Origin of the sequence: Acinetobacter gyllenbergii CIP 110306 = MTCC 11365 (genome assembly GCF_000413855.1) — a bacterium.
Taxonomy (GTDB): Bacteria; Pseudomonadota; Gammaproteobacteria; order Pseudomonadales; family Moraxellaceae; genus Acinetobacter; species Acinetobacter gyllenbergii.
In genome coordinates this window covers 12,820-35,281 of sequence record NZ_ATGG01000020.1, presented here as the reverse complement: position 1 = coordinate 35,281, position 22,462 = coordinate 12,820, and the positions used below count along the sequence as shown (strand labels likewise).

Annotated in this window: 20 protein-coding genes; 10 read left to right on the top strand and 10 right to left on the bottom strand. The window is 41.6% G+C overall.

Translation table 11 applies throughout. The annotated features are described in order from the left end of the window. The first annotated feature begins 2 nt into the window (after positions 1-2). The 3 genes from F957_RS07760 (at position 3) to F957_RS07770 (ending at position 2,063) form a co-directional block, all read left to right on the top strand. Positions 3-506, top strand: a complete 504-nt coding sequence (locus F957_RS07760; protein WP_016660427.1) for a hypothetical protein — start codon at positions 3-5, stop codon at positions 504-506. Beyond that, positions 507-1,148, top strand: coding sequence for a dethiobiotin synthase (gene bioD, locus F957_RS07765; protein WP_016541713.1), 642 nt, complete (start codon positions 507-509; stop codon positions 1,146-1,148). 249 nt (positions 1,149-1,397) lie between these two features. Beyond that, positions 1,398-2,063, top strand: a complete 666-nt coding sequence (locus F957_RS07770; RefSeq protein ID WP_016541714.1) for a hypothetical protein — start codon at positions 1,398-1,400, stop codon at positions 2,061-2,063. 74 nt (positions 2,064-2,137) lie between these two features. On the opposite strand, the gene F957_RS07775 is transcribed toward F957_RS07770, so the two are convergent. The 5 genes from F957_RS07775 to F957_RS07795 form a co-directional block, all read right to left on the bottom strand. Next, entirely contained in the window at positions 2,138-2,557 is a 420-nt protein-coding gene (locus F957_RS07775) for an ExbD/TolR family protein (RefSeq protein WP_004655303.1), read from the bottom strand. A 14-nt stretch (positions 2,558-2,571) separates the two neighbouring features. Continuing rightward, a complete protein-coding gene (locus F957_RS07780; protein WP_016541715.1) occupies positions 2,572-3,000 on the bottom strand; it encodes an ExbD/TolR family protein in 429 nt (142 codons plus the stop codon). Positions 3,001-3,011: 11 nt separating this feature from the next. After that, positions 3,012-3,887: a MotA/TolQ/ExbB proton channel family protein gene (locus F957_RS07785; protein ID WP_004655301.1), complete on the bottom strand. Its 876-nt coding sequence runs from the start codon at positions 3,885-3,887 to the stop codon at positions 3,012-3,014. Between the two features lie 41 nt (positions 3,888-3,928). Continuing rightward, complete coding sequence (locus F957_RS07790; protein ID WP_004655299.1) at positions 3,929-4,642, bottom strand: TonB family protein; 714 nt, start codon at positions 4,640-4,642, stop codon at positions 3,929-3,931. Positions 4,643-4,796: 154 nt separating this feature from the next. After that, positions 4,797-7,478 (bottom strand): TonB-dependent receptor, encoded by a 2,682-nt coding sequence (locus F957_RS07795; RefSeq protein ID WP_016541716.1) that lies wholly within the window; start codon positions 7,476-7,478, stop codon positions 4,797-4,799. 658 nt (positions 7,479-8,136) lie between these two features. Between F957_RS07795 and F957_RS07800 the strand changes: the two genes are divergently transcribed. From F957_RS07800 to F957_RS07825, 6 genes are read left to right on the top strand one after another with little or no spacing between them, the layout of a single operon-like run. Then, complete coding sequence (locus tag F957_RS07800; protein ID WP_016541717.1) at positions 8,137-9,921, top strand: ABC transporter substrate-binding protein; 1,785 nt, start codon at positions 8,137-8,139, stop codon at positions 9,919-9,921. An 11-nt stretch (positions 9,922-9,932) separates the two neighbouring features. Beyond that, positions 9,933-11,750 carry an ABC transporter substrate-binding protein gene (locus F957_RS07805; RefSeq protein ID WP_016660425.1) on the top strand — a complete coding sequence of 606 codons (1,818 nt, stop codon included), beginning with the start codon at positions 9,933-9,935 and terminating at the stop codon, positions 11,748-11,750. Between the two features lie 26 nt (positions 11,751-11,776). Next, positions 11,777-13,795, top strand: a complete 2,019-nt coding sequence (locus tag F957_RS07810; protein ID WP_016541719.1) for a M3 family metallopeptidase — start codon at positions 11,777-11,779, stop codon at positions 13,793-13,795. A 12-nt stretch (positions 13,796-13,807) separates the two neighbouring features. After that, entirely contained in the window at positions 13,808-14,746 is a 939-nt protein-coding gene (locus F957_RS07815) for an ABC transporter permease (RefSeq protein ID WP_016541720.1), read from the top strand. Between the two features lie 10 nt (positions 14,747-14,756). Next, positions 14,757-15,899 (top strand): ABC transporter permease, encoded by a 1,143-nt coding sequence (locus tag F957_RS07820; RefSeq protein ID WP_016541721.1) that lies wholly within the window; start codon positions 14,757-14,759, stop codon positions 15,897-15,899. A gap of 13 nt (positions 15,900-15,912) precedes the next feature. Next, a complete protein-coding gene (locus tag F957_RS07825; RefSeq protein ID WP_016541722.1) occupies positions 15,913-17,646 on the top strand; it encodes an ABC transporter ATP-binding protein in 1,734 nt (577 codons plus the stop codon). A gap of 51 nt (positions 17,647-17,697) precedes the next feature. Here the strand turns inward: F957_RS07825 and rluB are convergent, their stop codons facing one another. Genes rluB through F957_RS07840 form a run of 3 tightly spaced genes read right to left on the bottom strand, consistent with a single transcriptional unit; the run spans position 17,698 to position 20,081 of the window. Further along, positions 17,698-18,648, bottom strand: a complete 951-nt coding sequence (gene rluB, locus F957_RS07830) for a 23S rRNA pseudouridine(2605) synthase RluB (protein WP_004655287.1) — start codon at positions 18,646-18,648, stop codon at positions 17,698-17,700. Between the two features lie 42 nt (positions 18,649-18,690). Beyond that, on the bottom strand, positions 18,691-19,290 hold the full coding sequence (gene scpB, locus F957_RS07835) for an SMC-Scp complex subunit ScpB (RefSeq protein WP_004655286.1): 600 nt from the start codon (positions 19,288-19,290) through the stop codon (positions 18,691-18,693). After that, on the bottom strand, positions 19,287-20,081 hold the full coding sequence (locus F957_RS07840) for a segregation and condensation protein A (protein WP_016541723.1): 795 nt from the start codon (positions 20,079-20,081) through the stop codon (positions 19,287-19,289). The genes scpB and F957_RS07840 overlap by 4 nt, the downstream gene beginning before the upstream one ends. Before the next feature lie 246 nt (positions 20,082-20,327). On the opposite strand from F957_RS07840, the gene F957_RS07845 reads away from it, so the two are divergent. Further along, entirely contained in the window at positions 20,328-21,044 is a 717-nt protein-coding gene (locus F957_RS07845) for a GNAT family N-acetyltransferase (RefSeq protein ID WP_016541724.1), read from the top strand. A 10-nt stretch (positions 21,045-21,054) separates the two neighbouring features. On the opposite strand, the gene F957_RS07850 is transcribed toward F957_RS07845, so the two are convergent. After that, on the bottom strand, positions 21,055-21,672 hold the full coding sequence (locus F957_RS07850; protein ID WP_016541725.1) for an L-threonylcarbamoyladenylate synthase: 618 nt from the start codon (positions 21,670-21,672) through the stop codon (positions 21,055-21,057). Positions 21,673-21,759: 87 nt separating this feature from the next. Then, positions 21,760-22,422 carry an elongation factor P hydroxylase gene (locus tag F957_RS07855; RefSeq protein WP_016541726.1) on the bottom strand — a complete coding sequence of 221 codons (663 nt, stop codon included), beginning with the start codon at positions 22,420-22,422 and terminating at the stop codon, positions 21,760-21,762. Between the last annotated feature and the right edge of the window lie 40 nt (positions 22,423-22,462).

The window sequence follows — 22,462 nt, the reverse complement described above, 5'->3', positions numbered from 1 at the left end:
TCATGTCTGACCGGTTAACACCCAGAAATAATGTAGTGCATGGTTATTTTTCACTAAGTATAAGTTTAATTTTTCTGATGTTTTCTGCTTTTCCGTGGGCATTAATTTGCTTGATTTTGGGTGTTTTACTAATTGGCTTGGGATATGTACGGGTTTGGAAAAAAGACCAAATCCCCAATCCTGTTGTAGAAGGAGCGGTTTTGCTGATGATTCTGTTCTCTTTTTGGTCAACGAGTTGGATAACAGATTATATTAACCAAAATGCACCAAGAAAGACGATCTGTGGTTGGGCTAAAAACATTGAAAAACCAGGCAGAAGTAGTGGTCAGTTTTTATTGGTGAATGACGAAACGAGTCAATCTTTTTCCTATACTCACCAGATGCAAATACAAGCAATCAGTGAAATCTGTATCGAATACTCTTTAGATCAGCGTTTGAATGATTATCCTTATATTCATGAAATTTACCCTAAAATTTCAACAATTCAGAACAAGGAATTTAAGTAGATGAGTCGTATTTATTTTGTCAGTGGTATTGATACTGAAATTGGTAAAACGTATGCCACAGGCTATCTCGCCAAACTTTGGACCGAACAGGGACAGCGTGTTATTACCCAGAAGTTGGTACAAACGGGGAATGTCGATATCTCTGAAGATATCGAAAAGCATCGTGAAATTATGGGCAGTGGCTGGTTTCAGGAAGATCATGAGAAGCTGACCATGCCTGAAATTTTTACTTATCCTGCCTCACCGCATTTAGCCACACGTTTGGATGGACGTGATCTGGATTTTGCCAAGATCGAAGCAGCGACCAAGGAATTGGCTCAGCGATTTGAGGTGGTATTGTTAGAAGGGGCCGGTGGTTTGATGGTGCCTTTAACCACAGCGTTGTTGACCATTGATTATATTGCTCAGCATCAATTTCCTGTGATTTTGGTGACTTCAGGACGTTTGGGCAGTATTAATCATACTTTATTGAGTTTAGAGGCATTAAAGCAGCGTGGTTTGAGTTTGCATGCTTTGGTGTATAACTTAAAGGATGAGTCGAAAGATCCACTTATTTCGAAAGATACCGCAGATTATTTAAAAGCTTATTTGGCAGAGCATTTTCCTGATGCTCAATGGATTGAATTGGAAAAGTTTAACTAACTTTAGGTATTTATTGTCTAGTAAATATCTACGATCGTGGAGGGCGGCAAGGATGCCGCCAAGTTAGACTGCCTTGCGCTGCTTTCAAAGCCTTGCTTTGAAATTGCTCAGGACGTACCGTCAGTCTAACAAAAGATTTTTGTTACTTTTCATCTTTGAAAAGTAAGATGATATTCCTGTGATTAGATGAGAGATCGAGAAGACTCCGCTAAGATTACTTTCAGGTTTAATCTCTAAAGGAAAATCATAATGAATAAAAAGAAATTTATTTTTATAACACTCTGTCTATCAAGTCTAATCTCGGCAACTCATGCTGCCGTGCCAACAGATAAAACCATCATCAGTTGGATTACTAATTTACAAGATTCAAATGCCAGTCCACCTCAAGCCATTCAGATTGATTCAACCGAAGCCGTAAAACTGATCTCGGGTGAAGAAGCCTATTTATCTGGTGTGAGTTTTGAAAATGCAGGACGCAATTTTTGGGCTGGCTATGTATTAACCCGTCCAAAATTAAAACAGGCTCGAATCTTAAAAGAGTTTGGTGGCCAATCGAATAGCTTTAAAGTGCATTCAACCGTTTATAAAGGCAAACCGATTCAACTGATCGAAATTGAAAGTGCAGGTTCAGGACAGGGCACAATCGAATCGAGTAAAAGTCTGGTTTATTTCACTCAATGGACAAGTAAGTTGATTGCAGAGGTAGAGGAGTCTTCTTATGACGGTCGCTATGATGAAAAACTGGGTGCAGAAGATTGCCGTACAGGACGGGAAAATTCAGGCTATTTAAATGTGATGCCTTATTCACCTTATATCATTCGAACCACAGTGACAGGGGATGCCTGTAATAATAAACCACAAGGCTATAAAGTGAGCAGTAAGCTTATTCCAGTTGTCATCAATGAAATGAAATAAAAAAAGCTAACAAGCGAACTTGTTAGCACAGGAGTAAAATTATAGTTATCTGATTAATTTCTTGTTTTTATTGTTTAGTTATTACTGACGATACCGATTTTGGTGATATTGCTTTGTTGAGCGAGCGCCATCACCATCGCGATATTCTTATATTCGGCCTGTGCATCAGGCTTAAATTTAATCTGATCCTGATCCGCTTTTTGAGCAACCGAATCAAACAAGGCTTTTAAGGCTGAACGATCAGCAACTGCTTGATCATTCCAGAAAATATGCCCTTGTGCATCAACCCGTAAATTAATGGTTTCTGGTGGCTTCTGATCTGTTGGCGGTGGTGGTGTGCCATTTGGCAAATTAATGTTAATGGCGTTGTTTGGAATTGGAATGGTGATAATGAACATAATCAGCAGCACCAACATGACATCAATTAGCGGTGTCATGTTGACGTCGAGCATCACATCTTCTTCATCATTTTTTGAACCCACATTCATACCCATGTGTGATTCTCCTATTATGGTGTAGAAGCAGGGGGAGTGGTAACAAAAGCGATTTTGCCAATCCCTGCTTGCTGTGTTGTGCTGATCACCTGATCTATCGCTTCATAATGAGTCTGTTGATCGCCACGAATATGAACCTCAGGCTGTGGATGTTTTTGCGCTTCAGCTTGTAAACGGGCAAGTAAAGTTTCTTTATTTGCAACGTATTGTTCATTCCAGAAAATATCCCCGGTTTTATTCACTGAAAGCTGGATATTTTGTGGGGTGGTGGCATAAGGTGTATTTTTTTCTTCGGGTAGTTTTACCGGAACAGTGTGTGTGACCACTGGCACTGTAATTAAAAAGATAATCAGCAGCACCAGCATGATGTCGACTAACGGGGTCGTGTTAATCGTCCCGATGACATCATCGTCACTTTGATCTGAATTAATCATCATGCCCATAATGGTGTTCCTTATTTAGAATCACGGTTTGGGTGATTACTGTTTAAGTCACCGCTGAGGAGTACGGCATGTAGGTCTGAACCAAATGAGCGAACATTGTCCATAACCGCTTTATTACGACGGGTTAACCAGTTATAACCCAGTACAGCAGGAACCGCGACTGCAAGACCAATTGCGGTCATAATCAGTGCTTCACCGACAGGTCCAGCCACTTTATCAATCGATGCTTGGCCTGAAATACCGATCGCAGTAAGCGCGTGATAAATCCCCCAAACTGTTCCAAATAAGCCGACAAATGGCGCAGTTGAACCCACAGTGGCAAGGAAGGCTAGGCCATTACTGAGATGACTTTGCACTTTTTCGATTGCACGTTGGATTGAAATCGTCACCCATGTGTTGAAATCAATACGCTCTAATAATGTGCCGTCATGATGTTTGGTGGAACGAATGCCTTTTTCAGCAATATAACGGTAGCTACTATTGCTATTTAAACTTTCTGCAGCACTATTTAAAGATTCTGCTTCCCAGAAATGACGTTCAGCTTCTGTGCCATGGCGTTTGATTTTACTTTGTTGAAAAACTTTAGACAGAATGATGTACCACGTTCCAATCGACATCAGTACCAAAATAAATAACGTCGATTTTGCGACTAAGTCACCTTCGCGCCAGAGGGCTTCTAAACCATAAGGGTTATGTACTTTTTCAACAGTTGCAGGTAAGGGTGGTGGAGTTGGTGCTGCTTGCGCTACGGCATCAGTTGCTACAGTGGTTGCTGCTGTGGTTTGCGTGGTTTCATCAGCCCATACGGTTGCAACAGGCAGCAATGTACTGCCTGCGATGAGGCCAATTGCTGCAATTCGAGAAATACGTTTTGCTGTGTTTGTCATCTTTAAATTCTCCAAAAAATTTGTTTGTTCAATGCATTTAATTAGGAAATCGTGAATGGATATTCGATTTCGTACCATTCTTGTTGTGGTACACCGTCTTTCATTGCTGGTTTAAACGTACACAGGCTATAGGCTTTGACAGCTGCTTTATCTAAGCTTTTACTACCACTCGATTTTTTGACTTTCGAATCAATCACTTTGCCTGAACCATCAACCAACACACGAATACGCACTGTTCCTTCTTCTTCATTCATCAAGGCTTCACGAGGGTATTCAGGTTTTTGACATCCCGCTTCGCCTTCAGAAACACCGCGCGAAATTCCTGCGGGTTTTGCTGGAACCGCAGGTGCGGCAGGCGCTGTTGGAGCAGCAACAGGGCTCGGACTTGCTGCAGCAGACGTAGGTGTTGGTGTTGCAACAGCCGTTTTGGTAGGTTGAGCAGGTGCTGGTTTTTGTACAGGTGTGACTTTCTCCACCTGTTTAGGTGGGTCAGGCATCTTGGCCACTTTTTCGACCATTTTTGGTGGCTCGGGTGGCTTTTCTTTAGGTTTTGGTTCCTCTGGCTTTGGAGGCGGTGGTGGCTTGATGTCCTGAATAATCTGTAGTTCTACAGGCTTATCGACAGGCTTGCTAAAGTCGGTCGCTAAACTTGTCATCAGAATATAGGCGATAATGAGATGTAGAAATAACACCAGACCAATACCAACAAGGCGTTTGGCAGGTTGATTTTCATTCTCAGAAAAGGGGATGCCCATAATTACTCCTGAAATTGTAATCATGGATTCATCGTCGTTTGGAGGGGGTGATCAATTTAAAAATTGATACTGACCGCTTTAATTTTTGATGAATCAGAGGATTACGGTGAACCACTACGACACAATAAACATCATGTCGTAGTGGCGAAACGCCTTAAAATTTATAAGTACCGCGAACAAAATAGGTACGACCAGTAATATCTGTGAAACGAGGATCGTAACCATATTGAAAGTTATCGCCCACATTTGAAGCTGCAGGCTCTGCATCAAAAATATTCTTAATCCCGGCTGTTAAATCCAGATTCTTAAATCCTTTATAGGTACCTGAAATGTTGTAGAGGATATAGTCGCTGACACGATGGTGATCATATTGATCATCACCTGTAGTATTTTGATCTTTATAGCCACGAGTAAACTGCTGTTGGAAATTCATTGCCCAGTTTTCATAGCTCCAGTTCAGGTTGGCAACATGTTTCCAGCGGATGGTCGGACCCGCATCACGATATTGTCCTAAGCTACTGAACCATTCACCGTCTTTCTCGTTCTGGTAGTCATATTTGGTGACATAGGTTCCGTCAATTCCAAAACCAAAACGCCCGGTAGAAGTCATTGGCGACAAGTAGTTCAAGCTGACATCAAAACCTTGGGTTTTTAAATCGCCCATGTTTTGCATGGTGGTAATAATGTAATCAATTGAACCGTTTGCTTTACGGACAAACTTATCTTTATATTTTTCTGGGGAATTAAAGATGGTATTTGCATCTAATGCCGAAATCTGGTTCTTGACTTCAATATTGTAATAATCAAGCGAGAAGACCAGATTCTTAACTGGCTCTAACACAAAACCTGCCGTGATCGATGTCGACTTTTCCGGTTCTAGATTTTTATTACCGCCTTGCATACGATCAAACTGCTGTCCACAGTCTTCCGTTGCTGTACCACCAGGAGCAACCTGGCCACCTGGACATAAGAGCGGGTCATCATATTTTCCGCCTGTCAGTGTTCGGCTATTGTTCTTGTTAATTTCATAGAGGTTCGGCGCCCGGAAACCTGTACTATAAGAAGTACGGAACATTAACTGTTTAATTGGTTCCCAACGGAAAGCAACTTTAGGATTGAAGGTGTCGCCAAAATCACTGTAATTGTCGTAGCGAGCTGCGATCTGGGCTTCTAATGTTTTGTGTAGCGGAATCTGTAGTTCAGTAAACGCAGAGGTAATATCGCGTTTACCTTCCTGATGCGGATTCGTCGGGTCTGTTCCAATACTTGGCAACAGGGCAGCTAGACTGGCATTCACATCTGAAGTCCAGTCATCATGACGGAAGCTGGCACCTACAGCAAAACCGACATCGCCTGCAGGAAGGGTATAAATCGGACGGCTTGCGGTAAAATCAACAGTCGTCGATTCGATTTTTGCCTTATTTGTTTCACCAGAAAGTGCAAATGTATTCCAGATATTTGGATTATCACCAGCAGCTTGGGGGCCAAATGGATTGAGTACTCCGGCATCGAGTGCATCTTGAACGGCACCTTTATTGAGATAGCCGCTTAATACTTCATCTTTTGAGGTACTACGCGCATAGGTTAGACCTGTATTGATATCCCAGCCATAGGCATCACCCTCAAGACCAGCAAATACACGATGAGATTCATTTTCAGATTGATTCACACGGTTACCTGCTTGTGAGCGTAAAGAAAGTGATAAGGGATCTCCCGTTACGCCATCAACAGCGGGAACGATGCCGTTGCCTGGATAGTATTTACTATTTTTTCCGATCTGTACCTTGTTATTGCCGTTATAAACATCCGGAGCAATTGAAACCTTGACCTTACTATTGGCATAGACATATTCACCAATTGCATTGAAGTGGTCATTGAGCTTAAACGTTGCCCGACCTAACACAGAAAGATCTTCTGTCTGTGGAACCACACCAATTAATGCTTGTGTATTCATTAAACACAAGTCATCTACAGCTTCGGTATATGGCATGTTGTTACAGTTATTTGAAGCGTATGGGTTTTTACCGTTAAAATTTGCAGGGAAAGTTGCTGAGCTACGCCCATCCACCCCTAACTCAGGAAGGTAAGCACCTCTTTTGCTGGTTTTACGATCTTTTGCCATGATATCGTTGGCATGTCGAAAATCGACAACACCGAAGACATTGAAGCCCTGTTCATCAAGATCACCATAACCGCCAAAAATAGAAATGTCTTGCTTATCGCCACCTTGATGTTCCGGCTGAACTAAGCCACCACTAATATTGAGTCCTGTGAATTGTTTTTTAGTAATAAAATTGATAACACCACCGATGGCATCAGTACCGTAAATTGCTGATGCACCATCGCGGACAATCTCAATACGTTCTAACATGGCGAGTGGAATGATATTCAGGTTGGTTACCCCACTATCGAACGCATTGGCGGCCAAACGGCGTCCATTGAGTAAAATTAGGGTTTTATTATCACCGATACCTCGTAGATCAGCAGTTGAACCAGAAGTATTGCTTGCCCCAACATTGAGGGCGGTAACAAAGCCAGACTGGTTTGCTGTAATTTTTGAAAGCGCTTCTTCAGTTGTGGTTACCCCTTGTTTTAGAATCTCATCAACCTTAACGACCGTGATCGGTGAAGCACTCTGTGCTGCAACGCCTTTAATGGAAGAACCTGTAACTGCAACTTTTACGACTTTGGCTGCTTTTTCCTCGGATGGTGATTCTGCCTCAGCAGCGTGAGCCATGGTTAAACACAACATACTTAAACTGAGCGTACTGAGTTTAAGCATCGTTTTGCTCGCTTTTGGCAGAGCACTTGGTTGAGCGAAGTTGGCTTTTTTCATTGATTATTTAACCCCTAATGGATTGCCACTCTAAAAATTCAATAAATCCGTTTTAGCAAGAGCTGTGCCAAACCCTATTTTTAGATTTCGCTTAATGTAGAATAAAATGTGTAAAAGTGTTTTAGTTTTTATATATAAGCTTTTCATATTTTTACTAAATATTAAAAATATTGAAATAATTTTAAATGTGGATTGGTTAACATAAAGTTCCAAATAAGGTATGGTTTTGTAATGCATTAAAATGAATCATAAAGTTTTATTTTTGCTTTTTTGTGGTGCAAATCATGTTTTATTGTTATAAAACATATGGTTTATTATTTTTATTTCATTGAAATAGAAAATAATATATAAAAATATGATTTGGCATAAAGTTACTTTTATTTAAGATGCGTGAAAAATAAGTCTGCTTGGAAAGTTTTTTGATTAAAAAATAGGCTTAATTTTTTTATTTGAAAAGTGGCATGAAATTAGCTAGGTAATTTTCGATCTTTAAGGGGTTTTTCTTTTGACTTAATTTTTCCATCTGATAAAAAATCGTTAAATAAATGATTTTTTAATAAAAAGTTGGAATCAGACATGCTGAAAGGGAAACGGTTGTAGTGTTGAATGCTATGCAAAAGTCTAGTATTTATTAAAAAACGATAATGTGAGCACTGATTTGAAGTCAACTTTTTTTACGGTCACTGTATTATCAACCGTTATTGCATTTATGCCGATGGGGTATGCAAAAACACCTGCTCAAGCAGATAAAGTACTCCGTGTTGCATTTGAAGCGCCAGATGATGGTTTTGATATGGTTAAAACTTTTAATTTTTACAGCGGGAATGTAGCCGATGTGATTTTTGAAAGATTGCTTCAATACGATTATCTGGCTAACCCTGTAAAATTGGTTCCGTCGACAGCAGAAAGCCTACCTGTGATTCAAAAAAATGGTCAGGTGTATATATTTAAAATAAAACCAGGGATTTATTTTACCGATGATCCTGCATTTAAAGGCAAGCGCAGAGAGCTAGTTGCAGAGGATTATGTCTACTCCATTAAACGGATATTAGATCCTAAAAATCACGCTTCATCATTTTCTTTTATTGATAATAAAATTGTGGGCGCCAATGCTTTGGTTGATCAAGCCAAAAAAACCGGCACATTTAACTATGATGCCAAGATTGAAGGCGTCAAAGCATTGGATAAATATACGATTCAATTTACCTTGACGCAACCTGATTATAATTTTCCTTATATTTTGGCCTATAGCACCTTTGGTGCGACTGCACGTGAAGTCGTTGATTACTATAAAGATCGTTTGGCTATGCATCCTGTGGGAACAGGGCCTTATATGCTGAGTAAATATGTCCCCCGCAGCAAGATTGAATTGGTTGCCAATCCAGATTATCGTGGTTTTGTCTGGAATTTTAAATCGACAGGCACGGCGTGGGATAACCAACTGGTTAAAGACATGAGTGGTAAGCAAATGCCACAAATTGGTAAGGTCAATATCAGCATCATCGAAGAAGAACAATCACGTTGGTTGGCTTTTCAATCAAAACAGCTTGATTTTGATAAGGTGACTTCAAGTGCAATTCCCAAAGTGCTCGATCAAAACAACCAGTTAAAAGCTGAAATGCAAAAACAGGGGATACGCCTGTATGCAAATAAAGAGGCGGAAATTACCTATTCCATGCTGAATATGCGTGATCCTGTGGTCGGTGGAAATAGTTTAGATAAAATTGCATTAAGACGTGCCATCGCCATGTCTTTTAATGTCAATGAATATATCCGCATCTTAAGAAAAGGTCAGGCAGTTAAGGCTGAAATGTTAGTACCTGCTGGCATTAATGGTCATAATCCGAACTATCGCAGTAGTGTTGGTTATAACCCTTTGTTAGCCAATAAACTATTGGATCATTTTGGCTATAAAAAAGGTCCAGATGGTTACCGTAACCTGCCAAACGGTAAGCCTTTGACACTCAAAATAAATACCGAGAGCGGTACAGCTTCCGTAATGTATTCTGAACTGTGGAAGAAAAATTTAGATGCAATCGGGATTCGGGCAGACTTCAAAGTGAGTAATTTTGCCGATAACTTGAAAGCCGCGACTCAGTGCCAATACATGATGTGGAGTGGAGCGTGGCATGCGGATTACCCAGAGGGTGAAAACTTTACCCAATTGCTTTATGGCCCGAACGTTGGACGTGGTAATCAATCCTGTTATCAGTCAGCTGCTTATGACAATTTATATAAACAGGCGATGCAGCAAGCCCCTGAAAAACGTATGCCATTCTATGAAAAAATGAGTCGCCAAATTGAAGCAGATGGAACGTGGATTTTACAAGATACACGGATTCGGAACTGGTTGATTCAACCTGAGGTGCAGGGCTTTAAAGCTCATCCAATTATGAATACCAACTGGCAATACTTAGATATTGTTTCACCAAATCAAAAATAAGTGATGTGTTTATGATGAAGCAAAATTTTAAACTTTCGATGCAACGGACTAGTCTGGCGCTGTTATTGGGGACAACATTAAGTCTAGGGGTAACGATTACAGAAGCGAAAAGCCCTGCCGATCCAAAAAAAGTTTTACGTTATGCCTTTCCTGTGGCAGAAACAGGATTTGATCCCGTAGCGACACAAGACTTGTATTCGGCCCATGTCCTATATTCGATCTTTGAAACGCTCTATACCTATGATTATTTAGCTTCGCCTGCCAAGTTGGTACCGAAAACGGCAGTCGCACTACCTGTAGTGAGTGCAGATGGGTTGACCTATACCATTCGGATTCAGAAAGGGATTTATTTCACACCTGATCCTGCATTTAAAGGCAAGCCACGTGAACTCACCGCTGCGGATTATGCGTATTCATTCAAACGCTTACTTGATCCAAATCTGCATTCTCCAAACAGTTGGTTATTTGAAGATAAAATTGTGGGTATTGAACCACTTATTCAACAAGCCAGTAAAACAGGAAAGTTTAATTATGATCAGCCAATCGCGGGACTACAAACGCCTGATCGTTATACTTTGGTGATTCGTTTAAAAGAAGCGAATCATAATTTTCCGATGCTGTTGGCGCATCAACCCACGGGTGCAGTGGCACGTGAAGTGATTGAAAAATATCGTGATAAGGCTGGCTATGTGATGGGACGTCCTGTGGGAACAGGTCCTTATATGCTGTCACATTGGACACCAGGTTCACGGATTATATTGAAGGCAAATCCAGATTATCGTGGTTTTACATGGGACTTTAAGGCCAGCACTCCTGAAGATCAAAAAATCGTACAACAGATGCAAGGCAAAAAAATGCCACAAATCGGTGTGGTCGATATTCAAGTCATTGAAGAATCACAATCGGGTTGGCTGTCATTCCAAAAAGATGGTTTGGATTTATTTACACTTGATGGTGAATTACCTGCACAGGCTTTGCAATCCGATGGTTCACTAAAACCTGAACTTGCTAAGAAGGGCATCCAACTGTCTCGTATTTCAGATCCTTCGATTGATTATTTGTATTGGAATATCCAAAACCCTGTGGTCGGTGGTTTTAGTAAAGATAAGATTGCCTTGCGTCGCGCGATGTCCATGGCAGTTTCTAAAGAAAAATTTATCACGGTCTTGGCCAAAGGCAATGCCCAAAAATTAGAATCACCGATTCCATATGGTGTCGCAGGGCATGATCCAAATTATAAAAGCAGTATTCCTTATTCTGTAAAGGCAGCCAATTTGCTATTGGATCGCTACAACTACAAAGTAGGTAAAGATGGTTGGCGAACTTTACCTGACGGAAAGCCTTTAGTGATTGAATTTATGCCATCGACCAGCAGTGCACGAAGTATGCAAATGGCCGAGTTACTCAAGAAAGATTTAACCAATATTAAAATTAATATGGTATCGAAGCCAGTTCCTTTCGCAGAAGGTTTAAAAGCGGAGAAACAATGTAAAACCATGTTTAAGGCTTCGGCTTGGATTGCAGATTATCCTGACGCAGATAATTTTGTGCAGTTGTTCTATGGCAAAAATATTCATGCAACCAATCATACCTGCTTCAAATTACCCGAATATGACCGTCTCTATGAGCAATCATTGAGACTTGAGGATGGCCCTGAGCGCGATATGCTGTACCGCAAAATGTCACGGTTATTAGAGTTTTATTCACCCGTACAATTTATGTCGACGCGTTACCGGACCGTGGTCGCGCAGCCGCGTGTGATGGGTTATAAAAAACACCCTGTTCTACCAGCAGAATGGATGTATATCGATATTCAAGACAAGAAATAACCAACAAATTAAATTGGAGAAAGCGCATGGCGAAAAGAATATTAAAGTTATCGACACTGGGACTGTTAGCGATGGCGGTCACGGGGATGAGTCAAGGCATTTGGGCTGAAAATACAAGAACCACATTACCGATTTTAAAAACCAGTGAAAGCGCACAATGGTGTGATGCCAACTTGCAGACATTTAAACAGCGGATTGCTCAACTGGAAAAACAAACAGTAAAACCCCAATCTGATGTTGCACCTGTATTGGCAGAGTGGGATCAGTTGATGGCAAGTTTTGAAGATTTTGCAGGGCCGATTAGTTTATATAGCAATGTTGATCCCGATGCCAAATTACGTCAAGCTGCTGAAGATTGTGAAGTTAAGCTGAATCAATTACAAACTGAAATTTATCAGAATCCAAAACTGTATCAACGTTTTAAAAACACCAAAGCCAACGATGCAATCGATACTAAGTACCGCCAAGATATTCTGGATGCCTTTGAAGATACAGGGGTACAACTTCCTCCCGCAAAAAGAGCACGGGTCAAAACGATTTTTGATGAGTTGACCAAACTTTCACAAGAATTCTCCCGCAATATTCGGGATAACCCAGAAAAATTAGAATTTACGCCTGCCGAGCTGAAAGGCTTACCAGACAGTTATATTTCAGGCCTAAAGAAAAATGATAAAGGCAATTATTTATTAGGCTTTGAATATCCAGAATACCAACCTTTTATGGAGTTGGCCGACAGTGATGATGCACGCAAACGTTATCAAACTGCATTTACACGTCGCGGTACAGAAAAGAACTTAGTCTTGCTTAAACAGATTATCGACTTACGTTATGAACTGGCACAGCTGTTTGGCCAGCCAAGCTATGCCGATTGGGCTTTGAAGAAACGTATGGCGAAAACCCCAAAAACGGTTAACACCTTCTTGGCCGATGTACACAAAGTGGTTGCACCACTTGAGCAAAAAGAAGTGGAGGAGTTACGTGCATTCAAAGCCAAGACCTTGAACACAACTGTAGAAAAAGCTGAAATTAACCGTTGGAATGTCAATTATTGGAGTGAAAAACTCCGTAAAGAAAAATACCAAATTGACCAAGAAAAACTGCGTGATTATTTCCCAACCTTAGCCGCACAAAAGTGGCTATTTTCGATTTCTTCTGATCTTTATGGCATTGAATTTAAGCCAGCCAAAGTCGATGCATGGCAAAATGAAGTGGAATATTACGACGTCACTGACAAAAAAACAGGTGAAGTCCTTGGTGGCCTATACATGGATAAATTCCCACGTGAAGGCAAGTACGGGCATGCTGCGGTCTGGGGTGTATATGGCGGCAGTACGCTGAGCAAACGTAAACCCATTTCAGTGTTGGTCACCAACTTTAACCGCAAAGGTTTAAATAGTGACGAACTAGAAACCTTTGTGCATGAGTTTGGTCATGCCCTGCATGGCATTTTATCGAAAACCCGCTATTCAGCTCAGTCAGGCACCTCGGTAGAGCGCGACTTTGTCGAAGCACCATCACAAATGTATGAAGAGTGGGCACGTCGTAAAGAAACCTTATCTAAAGTAGCCGATTATTGTGACCCCGCTTGTCCACGTGTTGATGATGCATTAATTGAGCGTCTTAAATCAGTACATAACTATGGACGTGGTCTACGTTATGCGCGTCAAACCCTATATGCACAATATGACATGGCTTTGCATGGCGCAGATGCACTCAAAGTACAGCCGATGGATGTCTGGAAAAAAATGGAATCGGCAACCGCATTGGGCTATGTACCGAACACTGAGTTCCCTGGTCAGTTTGGCCATTTGATGGGTTATCAAGCGGGCTATTATGGCTATATGTGGTCTGAAGTATTGGCCTTGGATATGTTGTCGGCTTTTGGCGATAACTTAAATAATCCAGAAGTAGGACAGCGCTACCGTCAGGCGATTTTGTCACAAGGCAGTCAAAAGAATGCGGCACAACTGGTCAAAGACTTCTTAGGCAGAGAGCCAGATAACAAAGCCTTTTTTAATGAAATTACAGGTCAACGGGTCAAATAAGGATTTGCCATTATGCTTGCTTATGTCGTGCGTAGACTATGGCAAATGATCCCGACCATGTTGGGTGTCATTTTGCTGATTTTCTTCTTGTTTAACTGGGTGGGGGGCGATCCTGCATATATCTTGGCAGGAAAAATGTCCAACCCCGAGCAAATCGAAAACATCCGTAAACAGTTGGGGGTTGATCAACCTTATTATGTGCAACTGTGGATTTTTATTAAACAGATTCTGACTTTCGATTATGGCGCCAGTTGGAGTACAGGTGAATCTGTTTCTCAGATTATCCTGACCCGTTTAGGGCCATCACTGACCTTATTGATTCCACTGACCATTTTGCAAACCGTGATTTCAATCATCTTGGCATTGGCGGTTGCATCAGTGCGTGGTTCCTTGACCGATCGTATGGTGATGATGCTGTGTACCATTTGTATGTCGATCAGTATCTTGGTGTATATCATCGTGTTCCAATATGTGCTGGCTTATCAGTTAAGCTGGTTCCCTGTACAGGGCTGGAGCGATAGTTTTAGTCAAAACTTATTCCATTATGCCTTGTTGCCGATCTTAATCATGTTGGTGGTGAGTATTGCCCCAACACTACGTTTATATCGCAGCTTTGTCTTGGATGAAATTAACCAAGATTATGTGCGAACTGCGCGTGCTAAAGGTGTAGGCGAGTCTCGTGTCCTCGGTGTGCATGTATTGCGTAATGCATCGATTCCTATTGTCACTGAAGTGATGGCCAGTCTGCCTGCCTTATTGATTGGTGCTTTTTTGATTGAGCGATTCTTTGGTATTCCAGGCATAGGTCGGGAAATTATTATTGCGGTTGAACGCAGTGATTTTCCTGTGATTAAAGCCATCACCGTATATATCGCTGCGGTCACCATGATTTTTAATTTGATCGCCGATCTGATTTATAAGCTCCTCGATCCTCGTGTACAGTTGAAATAGGAGGATGACGATGCTCAGTACAATTTTTAAAGGCAAAGCCTCCTCAAATGAATCTTCTGCATCAACAGGACTCTGGCATTTGGCCTTGAATCGATTGAAGTCAGATCGAATTGCCGTGGTGTCTTTTTTGGTGGTGTTATTTTATTTCATCTTGCTCGCTTTATCGATGACAGGGGTAATTGCCTCAAACTGGAATAAAGAAGTTGCAGTCAGTTATGCACCACCGACATTTTTAGGCGCAGATACAGAGTCAGATCAAATTAAATCCAATAGTGAAACTACAGCCGCTTTGCCTGAAAATCCAGTCGATCCCTTGAAAGATGTGATTCAGCAGCTTAATGCCGAGATTCAGGCTGAACAGCAAGGTGGTTCAGTCATTGATAATTATGGCGTGGTTGATCCTCTGGCTGAGGATATGCAACAGATTGATCAGCAACTCGGTGGGCATTTACTCGATCAAAAACAAGAACTCAAAACCACTTTGCCTTTTGGGGCGGATAAGTGGGGGCAAGATATCTTGTTAAAAACCATCAAAGGCGCTGAAACCTCAATTCTAGTCGGTTTGTTATCCGCTTTATTGGCAGTGGTGATTGGTACTTTTCTTGGCGCAATTGCGGGATATTTTGGCGGTTGGGTCGATGATGTTCTGAACTGGTTCTATAACATTTTTACTTCGATTCCTTATCTGTTATTGGTATTGGCCATTGCGGCAGTCCTACAACAAAAAGGCATTCTGTCGATTGTGTTGATCTTGGGTTTAACGGGGTGGACGGGAGTATTTCGTCTGATTCGTGCCGAATATATGAAACATAAATCGCGTGAATATGTGTTGGCAGCCAAAGCCATCGGTGTCAGTCATCTGCGCCGTATGTTCGTGCATATTTTTCCGAATGTGAGTCATATTGCTTTGGTGCAGATTTCGATTTTGGTGGTGTCATTCATTAAATCAGAAGTGATTCTGAGCTTCCTTGGTTTTGGTGTGCCTGTTGGCGTGGTGTCTTGGGGCAGTATGTTGAATGAAGCACAAAGTGAACTGATCTTGGGTAAATGGTGGCAATTGACTGCTGCATCCATCGCAATGGCTGTGTTAGTCACTGCATTTTCGATGTTTACCGATGCCTTACGTGATGCTTTAGATCCTAAGTTGAAATAGCGGAGAGACAAATATGCAATATCAAAATGAAACGCCGCTATTACAAGTTGAAGATCTTCGGGTCAGCTTTAAAGGTGAAAATAAGCAGTGGATTGAAACAGTCAAAGGCATTTCATTTTCAATTCCTAAAAATAAAACCGTAGCGCTGGTTGGGGAGTCGGGCAGTGGTAAATCGGTCACTTCCTTAGCCGTGATGGGGCTGTTGCCAAAAGGGCAAAGCCAAATTGCTGAACACAGTCAAATTTGTTTTGAAGGTAAAGACTTACTTAACTTATCGGCCAAAGAGATTCGCAAAATTTGTGGTAAGGATATTGCCATGATTTTTCAGGAACCGATGTCCTCATTGAATCCTGTTTTTACCGTGGGAGATCAAATTGCTGAAGTGTTGTGTATCCACTTAGGCATGGGACGTAAGCAGGCCAGAGTACGGGTACTTGAATTGCTGAAAGAAGTGGGTATTCCTGCACCGGAAACCAAGATTGATGCTTATCCAAGTCAGCTTTCAGGTGGGCAGCAACAACGGGTGATGATTGCGATGGCGATTGCCTGTGAACCGAAGTTATTGATTGCCGATGAGCCGACCACAGCCTTAGATGTCACCATCCAAAAGCAGATCATTGATTTATTGGAATCTTTACGACAACGTCATGAAATGTCGATGCTGTTTATTACCCATGATTTAGCCTTGGTGGGTGAAATCGCAGATGAAGTGATTGTGATGCGTCATGGTGAAATTCGTGAAAGTGGCCCTGTTGAACAGGTGCTGGAACAACCACAAGATGTGTATACCCGTGCTTTGCTGCATTGTCGCCCACAGTTGGCGACTCGTCCATACCGTTTGCCTGTGACCAGTGATTTTATGCAGCAGGACGAAAATGGACAGTTGATCGAAACCACCAATCTGTCTGATTTAAACCTGAAACAACGTGCTCGTGGTCTGACTGGCGATGAACCCATTGTTTTAGAAGTAAAAGAGCTGAAAAAGTCATTTTATAGCCGCAAGGGCTTGTGGGGACATGAAGAATTTCAAGCCGTTAAAGGTGTCTCTTTTCAATTGGCGAAAGGTAAAACCTTGGGACTAGTTGGTGAGTCGGGTTCAGGTAAAACCACGATTGGTTTATTATTGATGCGCTTACATGAAGCAACAGGCGGACAAGCCTTGATTGGTGGCAAAGATATTCTGGCGATGAGTGAGAAAGAGTTTTGTCAGTATCAACGTAAAATTCAAATCATTTTCCAGAACCCATATGCCTCACTCAATCCACGCTTTACCATCGGACAAATTTTATTGGAACCGATGCGGATTCATGGTATTGGTCAAAATGATACTGAGCGCAAAAAGATGGCATTGGAGCTGTTAGAGCGCGTCAGTTTACCAGTACAAGCCTATGACCGTTATCCACACGAGTTTTCAGGTGGGCAACGGCAACGGATTGCAATTGCACGTTGCTTGACCTTAAAGCCTGAAATCTTGATTTGTGATGAATCGGTTTCTGCGCTGGATGTATCGGTACAGGCGCAGGTGCTGAACTTATTGCAGGACTTACAGGATGAGTTTGGTCTGAGCTACATCTTTATTTCGCATGATTTATCAGTGGTGAAATATATTTCCGATCAGGTGATGGTGATGAATCATGGCGAGTTGGTTGAAATTGCCAATTCAGATGAACTGTATTTACATCCACAACATGAATATACCAAAAAGCTGCTGAATGCGATCCCGCAAGGTATTGTTCAGCATAGTTAAAGCCAAAAAAACGCTCTTATTAGAGCGTTTTTTTATTTTTAGGATCAAGAATTAAAACTTCTTGAAGCCTTTATTGAAACCAATGGTTTTACGACCATTGTTATTATTTGTATTGCCATTTGGACGTTGTTGCTGTGACTGATCTTGTTGCTCATCATCACGACGTTGCTGACGTAAGTAACCGCCACGACGTGCCGCCATTGGCTTTTCAGACATACGTTCGGTACGGCGTTTTGCCATACCGAATAGACCTGTACCTTGACGTGGTTTTAATTCCACAGATTTCGCCAAGTTGTCGATATCTGTTTTATCTAATTCCATCCAACGACCTGTACGTAATTCACGTGGCAAAATCACTGTGCCGTAACGGGTACGCAATAAGCGGCTGACTTTTAAGCTTTGTGATTCAAAGATACGACGAACTTCGCGGTTACGGCCTTCTTTAACCACCACTTGATACCAACGGTTGATACCATCACCACCGATTTCAGAGAATGATTCAAACTTGGCTGGGCCATCTTCAAGCTCAACACCTTTTAGCATGTTATTGCGAATTTGTGGTGTTACTTCGCCCATGACACGAACCGCGTATTCACGCTCAACTTCGTTTGAAGGGTGCATTAAACGGTTAGCAAGTTCACCATCATTGGTGAATAACAATAAACCAGTACTGTTAATATCTAGACGACCCACCATGACCCAACGATCATTGGCGATTTGAGGTAAATGATCAAATACGGTTGGACGCTTTTCAGGGTCATTGCGTGAACAAATTTCACCTTCTGGCTTATAGTAAATTAATACACGACGACGAATTTCGTCTTCAATTTGGAATTGTACTTTACGACCATCGATACGGAGTTCATCACCTGGTTCGATACGTTCACCGACTTGGGCAATACGGCCATTAATGCTGACACGACCAGCAGCAATGACTTCCTCCATATAGCGACGCGAGCCTAACCCGACTCTCGCTAAAACCTTTTGTAATTTTTCACTCATGACAGCACAACCTTAGACATAATGATCAACAGTTCACCTTTCTCAAGACTTCGGCGCATGTGCGTCGAGTGTCATGAATGCTTCCTTGGCGTTCTGCAGGGGAGGCAATTGACCTAGCGAAGCTAGACCAAAAGCATTTAAAAATTGGGGCGTTGTAATCAACAACGCAGGTCTTCCAGGTAAATCTCTGAAACCAGCTTCTTTAATCCAGTTCCAGTCAAAAAGCGTTCTTAAATTTTGGCTATTATTGGATACACCACGAATCTGCTCAATATCGGCACGTGTGACGGGTTGATGGTAAGCAATCACTGCGACAGTTTCGAGTAATGAAGGTGACAACTTGGTTGGGCGCTCTGGCCAAACCTGCGCAATAACATTTCGATATTTAGCACGTACTTGAAAGCGAAAACCTTGTGCCGTTTCAATCAACTCGATCGAACGACCATGTTGTAACATTGCCAGTTGCTGTAAAAACGTGCGTAATTGCTGCTTATTATATTGGTTTTGAAATGCTTCTTTTAGACGTGCAAGCGAAACTGGTGAGTCACTGGCAAATAAAATCGCTTCAATCTGCAATAAAACTTCATGATGAATGTCTTCAAACGACATGCCTTCATTTTGCTCAAACTGATCTAAACTCATGCACTCACTCCTTGAATGGTTAAAGGAGCTTCAATGCCTGTATGGATAATCTGAATTCTTTGCTGACGTGTCAGCTCAAGTACTGCCATAAATGTAACGACCATACCCATCCGACCTTGCATGGGGTTTAATAATTCAATAAAACTCAATGCCTCACCTGATGCGAGTTGGCTTTCAATAAAGGCAATACGTTCTTCTAATAGCACGGGCTCTTGCGCTACCACATGGGTGATCGGTTCAGGCCGGTTGAAGACACAAAATAAAGCATCGTGTAAGGCGGCAACATCATAGCCTTCATAAATCGGAGCGATGTGTCCAATACTGACATTGGTACTAAAAGTATCGCGCTCGAAGATCGGCATTTGCCCCAATCGTTCAGCAGCTTGTTTAATACGTAAATAAGTTTCCAAACGATCAATCAATTCTTGTTTTGGATCTTTTTCGAATTGATCGACAGCAGCTGGTTTAGGTAGCAGTAAGCGTGATTTTAAATCTGCAAGCAATGCAGCCATCACCATATAGTCAGCCGTAAGCTCGATATTCAGCGATTTCATACTATCCATATAAGATAGATATTGAGTAGCAATCGGAGAAATATCGACTTGTAATAAATCAAAGCCATTTTTTTGAATCAGATAAATCAGAAAGTCCAATGGACCTTCAAACTGTTCCAGCAAAATTTCAAACGCGGCAGGCGGGATATACAAATCTTCAGGTATGACTTCTTGCCACTCGTCAAGCACGCGAATGGAAGGAGTGGACTCCAAAGTTTGGGGGAGAATTTGGTTCATTACCGTTATAAGCCACGCGAATTTTCAAAAGCATGAAAGATATAATTTTTTGTGCAAAGAGAGGCACATACTACCAAGAGCAGGCCTATTGTAATCGAAATTGCCAATTTAATAAATTGCTGACTTACAAAAACCTTAAATTTCTCAGGGTATTTTATTTATTTATGTGCAGTCGGCTAGGTCATATAAAAAACTTATGCTTAAATTAACAACGAAAACCATTCTTTCTTTCAATTATAAATCATCATGAAACATTATTTAAAAACACAACAGAATCAGTTTGGGCAAACGGTTGGCTTTGCTCTAGAGCATCAATTTTGTCAGCCAATTCAACATCATTTAGATGGGCAATACGTCAAATTGATTTACATCGTAGATGAAATCTCTGATCAGGCTGTAAGTCAAATTTGGGATGCAGTTGCAACCGAAGAGAATGCTGCTTGTTGGACGTATTTGCCTTATGCAGCACCGCAAAGCCAAGTCTCACTAAAACAAGATTTACAAAATCTATTTGGTTTTAAAGCTTCCTCGCATTTTTTAATTGAAATTGATGGTGCGATTCAAGGTTGGATTGCGTTGTTAAACCCAAGGTTAGAGCAGGGTGCCATTGAAATCGGTAATGTCTATTTTTCTCATCGAATGAAGAAATCCAAAGCCTCAACGGAAGTGATATTCCTATTATTACAACAATGCTTTGCTCATGGTTTTAGGCGTGTAGAGTGGAAGTGTGATGACTGTAATGCACCGTCTAAAGCCGCAGCCTTACGTTTTGGTTTTCAGTATGAAGGCTTATTCCGTCAAGATCGAATCACTAAAGGGCATAATCGCAATACGGCATGGTTTTCAATTGTTGATGAAGAATGGCCTGATTTAGAAAAAGTCTATCAACAATGGCTGAGTCCAGATAATTTTGATGCGCAAGGTTTTCAGAAGCAGCGATTGTCTGACTTTTTGATGGATTAAAGATCAGTGCTCACTCAAAAGCACTGACATCACCGACACCACGACGTACAATTTCAGGATTTTCTCCAGATAAGTCCACGATACTGGTGGTGGATAAGGTACCGAAGCCGCTGTCGATAAATACATCTATGCGTTTGCCTAACTGGTTTTCAATATCATAAGGATCATCCAGCGGATCTTTTTGGTCAGGTAAAATCAGGGTACTGGTTAACAGCGGCTCACCGAGTTCTTGTAATAAAGATTGCGCAACAGGATTGCTTGGAATACGTAACCCAATGGTTTTTTTCTTTGGATGCATTAAACGCTTTGGCACTTCGCTAGTCGCGGGCAAAATAAAAGTCGTAACCGCTGGTGTATTATTTTTCAATAAGCGATACATGGCATTATCAACTTTGGCATAGGTTGCAATGTCAGATAAGTCACAACACATAATGGCATATTGATGCTTAGGGCCTAGGCCACGAATTTGTGCAATCCGTTCCATCGCACTTTTATTCCCGATTTGGCAACCAATGGCATAGGCTGCATCGGTGGGATAAACCACAACATCACCCGCACGAATACGCTCAACGGCTTGGGTGATTAAGCGAGCCTGTGGATTCTCAGGATGGATATGTAAATGCAACATCTTTGAACTCCCTGATCTATATGGCTAAATTTAGTATGAAACGTGTTGAGGTCAAGTTGCAAGCATTAGATGTGACAATTTTGTCTTTTAATCAAGGTCTTCGCGTTTAAATTCATTCAGTTGTAATGGTGTGCTATTTCGGGTGCAATGACAGATGTAATCAATGAAATGCGCTGCGTCTCGAGGCAATTTAGCTTCACCAGAAAAATAAGCTTGTACTTGCGCAAAGACATGATCTTTAAATTGCTGACCGTTGCCGCCATCGCCGGTTAAATTATCCAAAGAGACACGAAATTTCCGACCAAATGCAGTCGCAAATAACCATTCAATCGCTTGCGGCTTGATTTCCACTTGCTCAAATAAGGCTTGCTGTTCGGCGGTTCGCCCATCTGGAGCATACCAATAGCCTAGATCTGGCAATAGGCGGCGTTGTGCGCCAGAGATGCTCCAATGGCTGATTTCATGCAGGGCACTATTAAAAAAACCATGAGCAAATTGGATTCTTGCAGCGTGCTCATTGGTCGCTGGGAAATATTCTGGTTCAAAATCACCTTTAACTAGTGTGACATTATGGTGGGAAAACCAGTGATTAAAGTGTAAAATAAGCCAATCGACCTGTTCTGGTTCTGATGTTAACTTTTGCCAAGATGAGCGTTGCACTTGATCTGGCGTTAATGCAGGAGCAGAGGTTGAATGGGTGCTTACAAGTAATGAAGTTGTTACTTCAAGTTGCGGCTGCAACAGGTGCATTGCTTAATTTACCCCGAGTTCTGTCTAAAGAAGTGCAAAA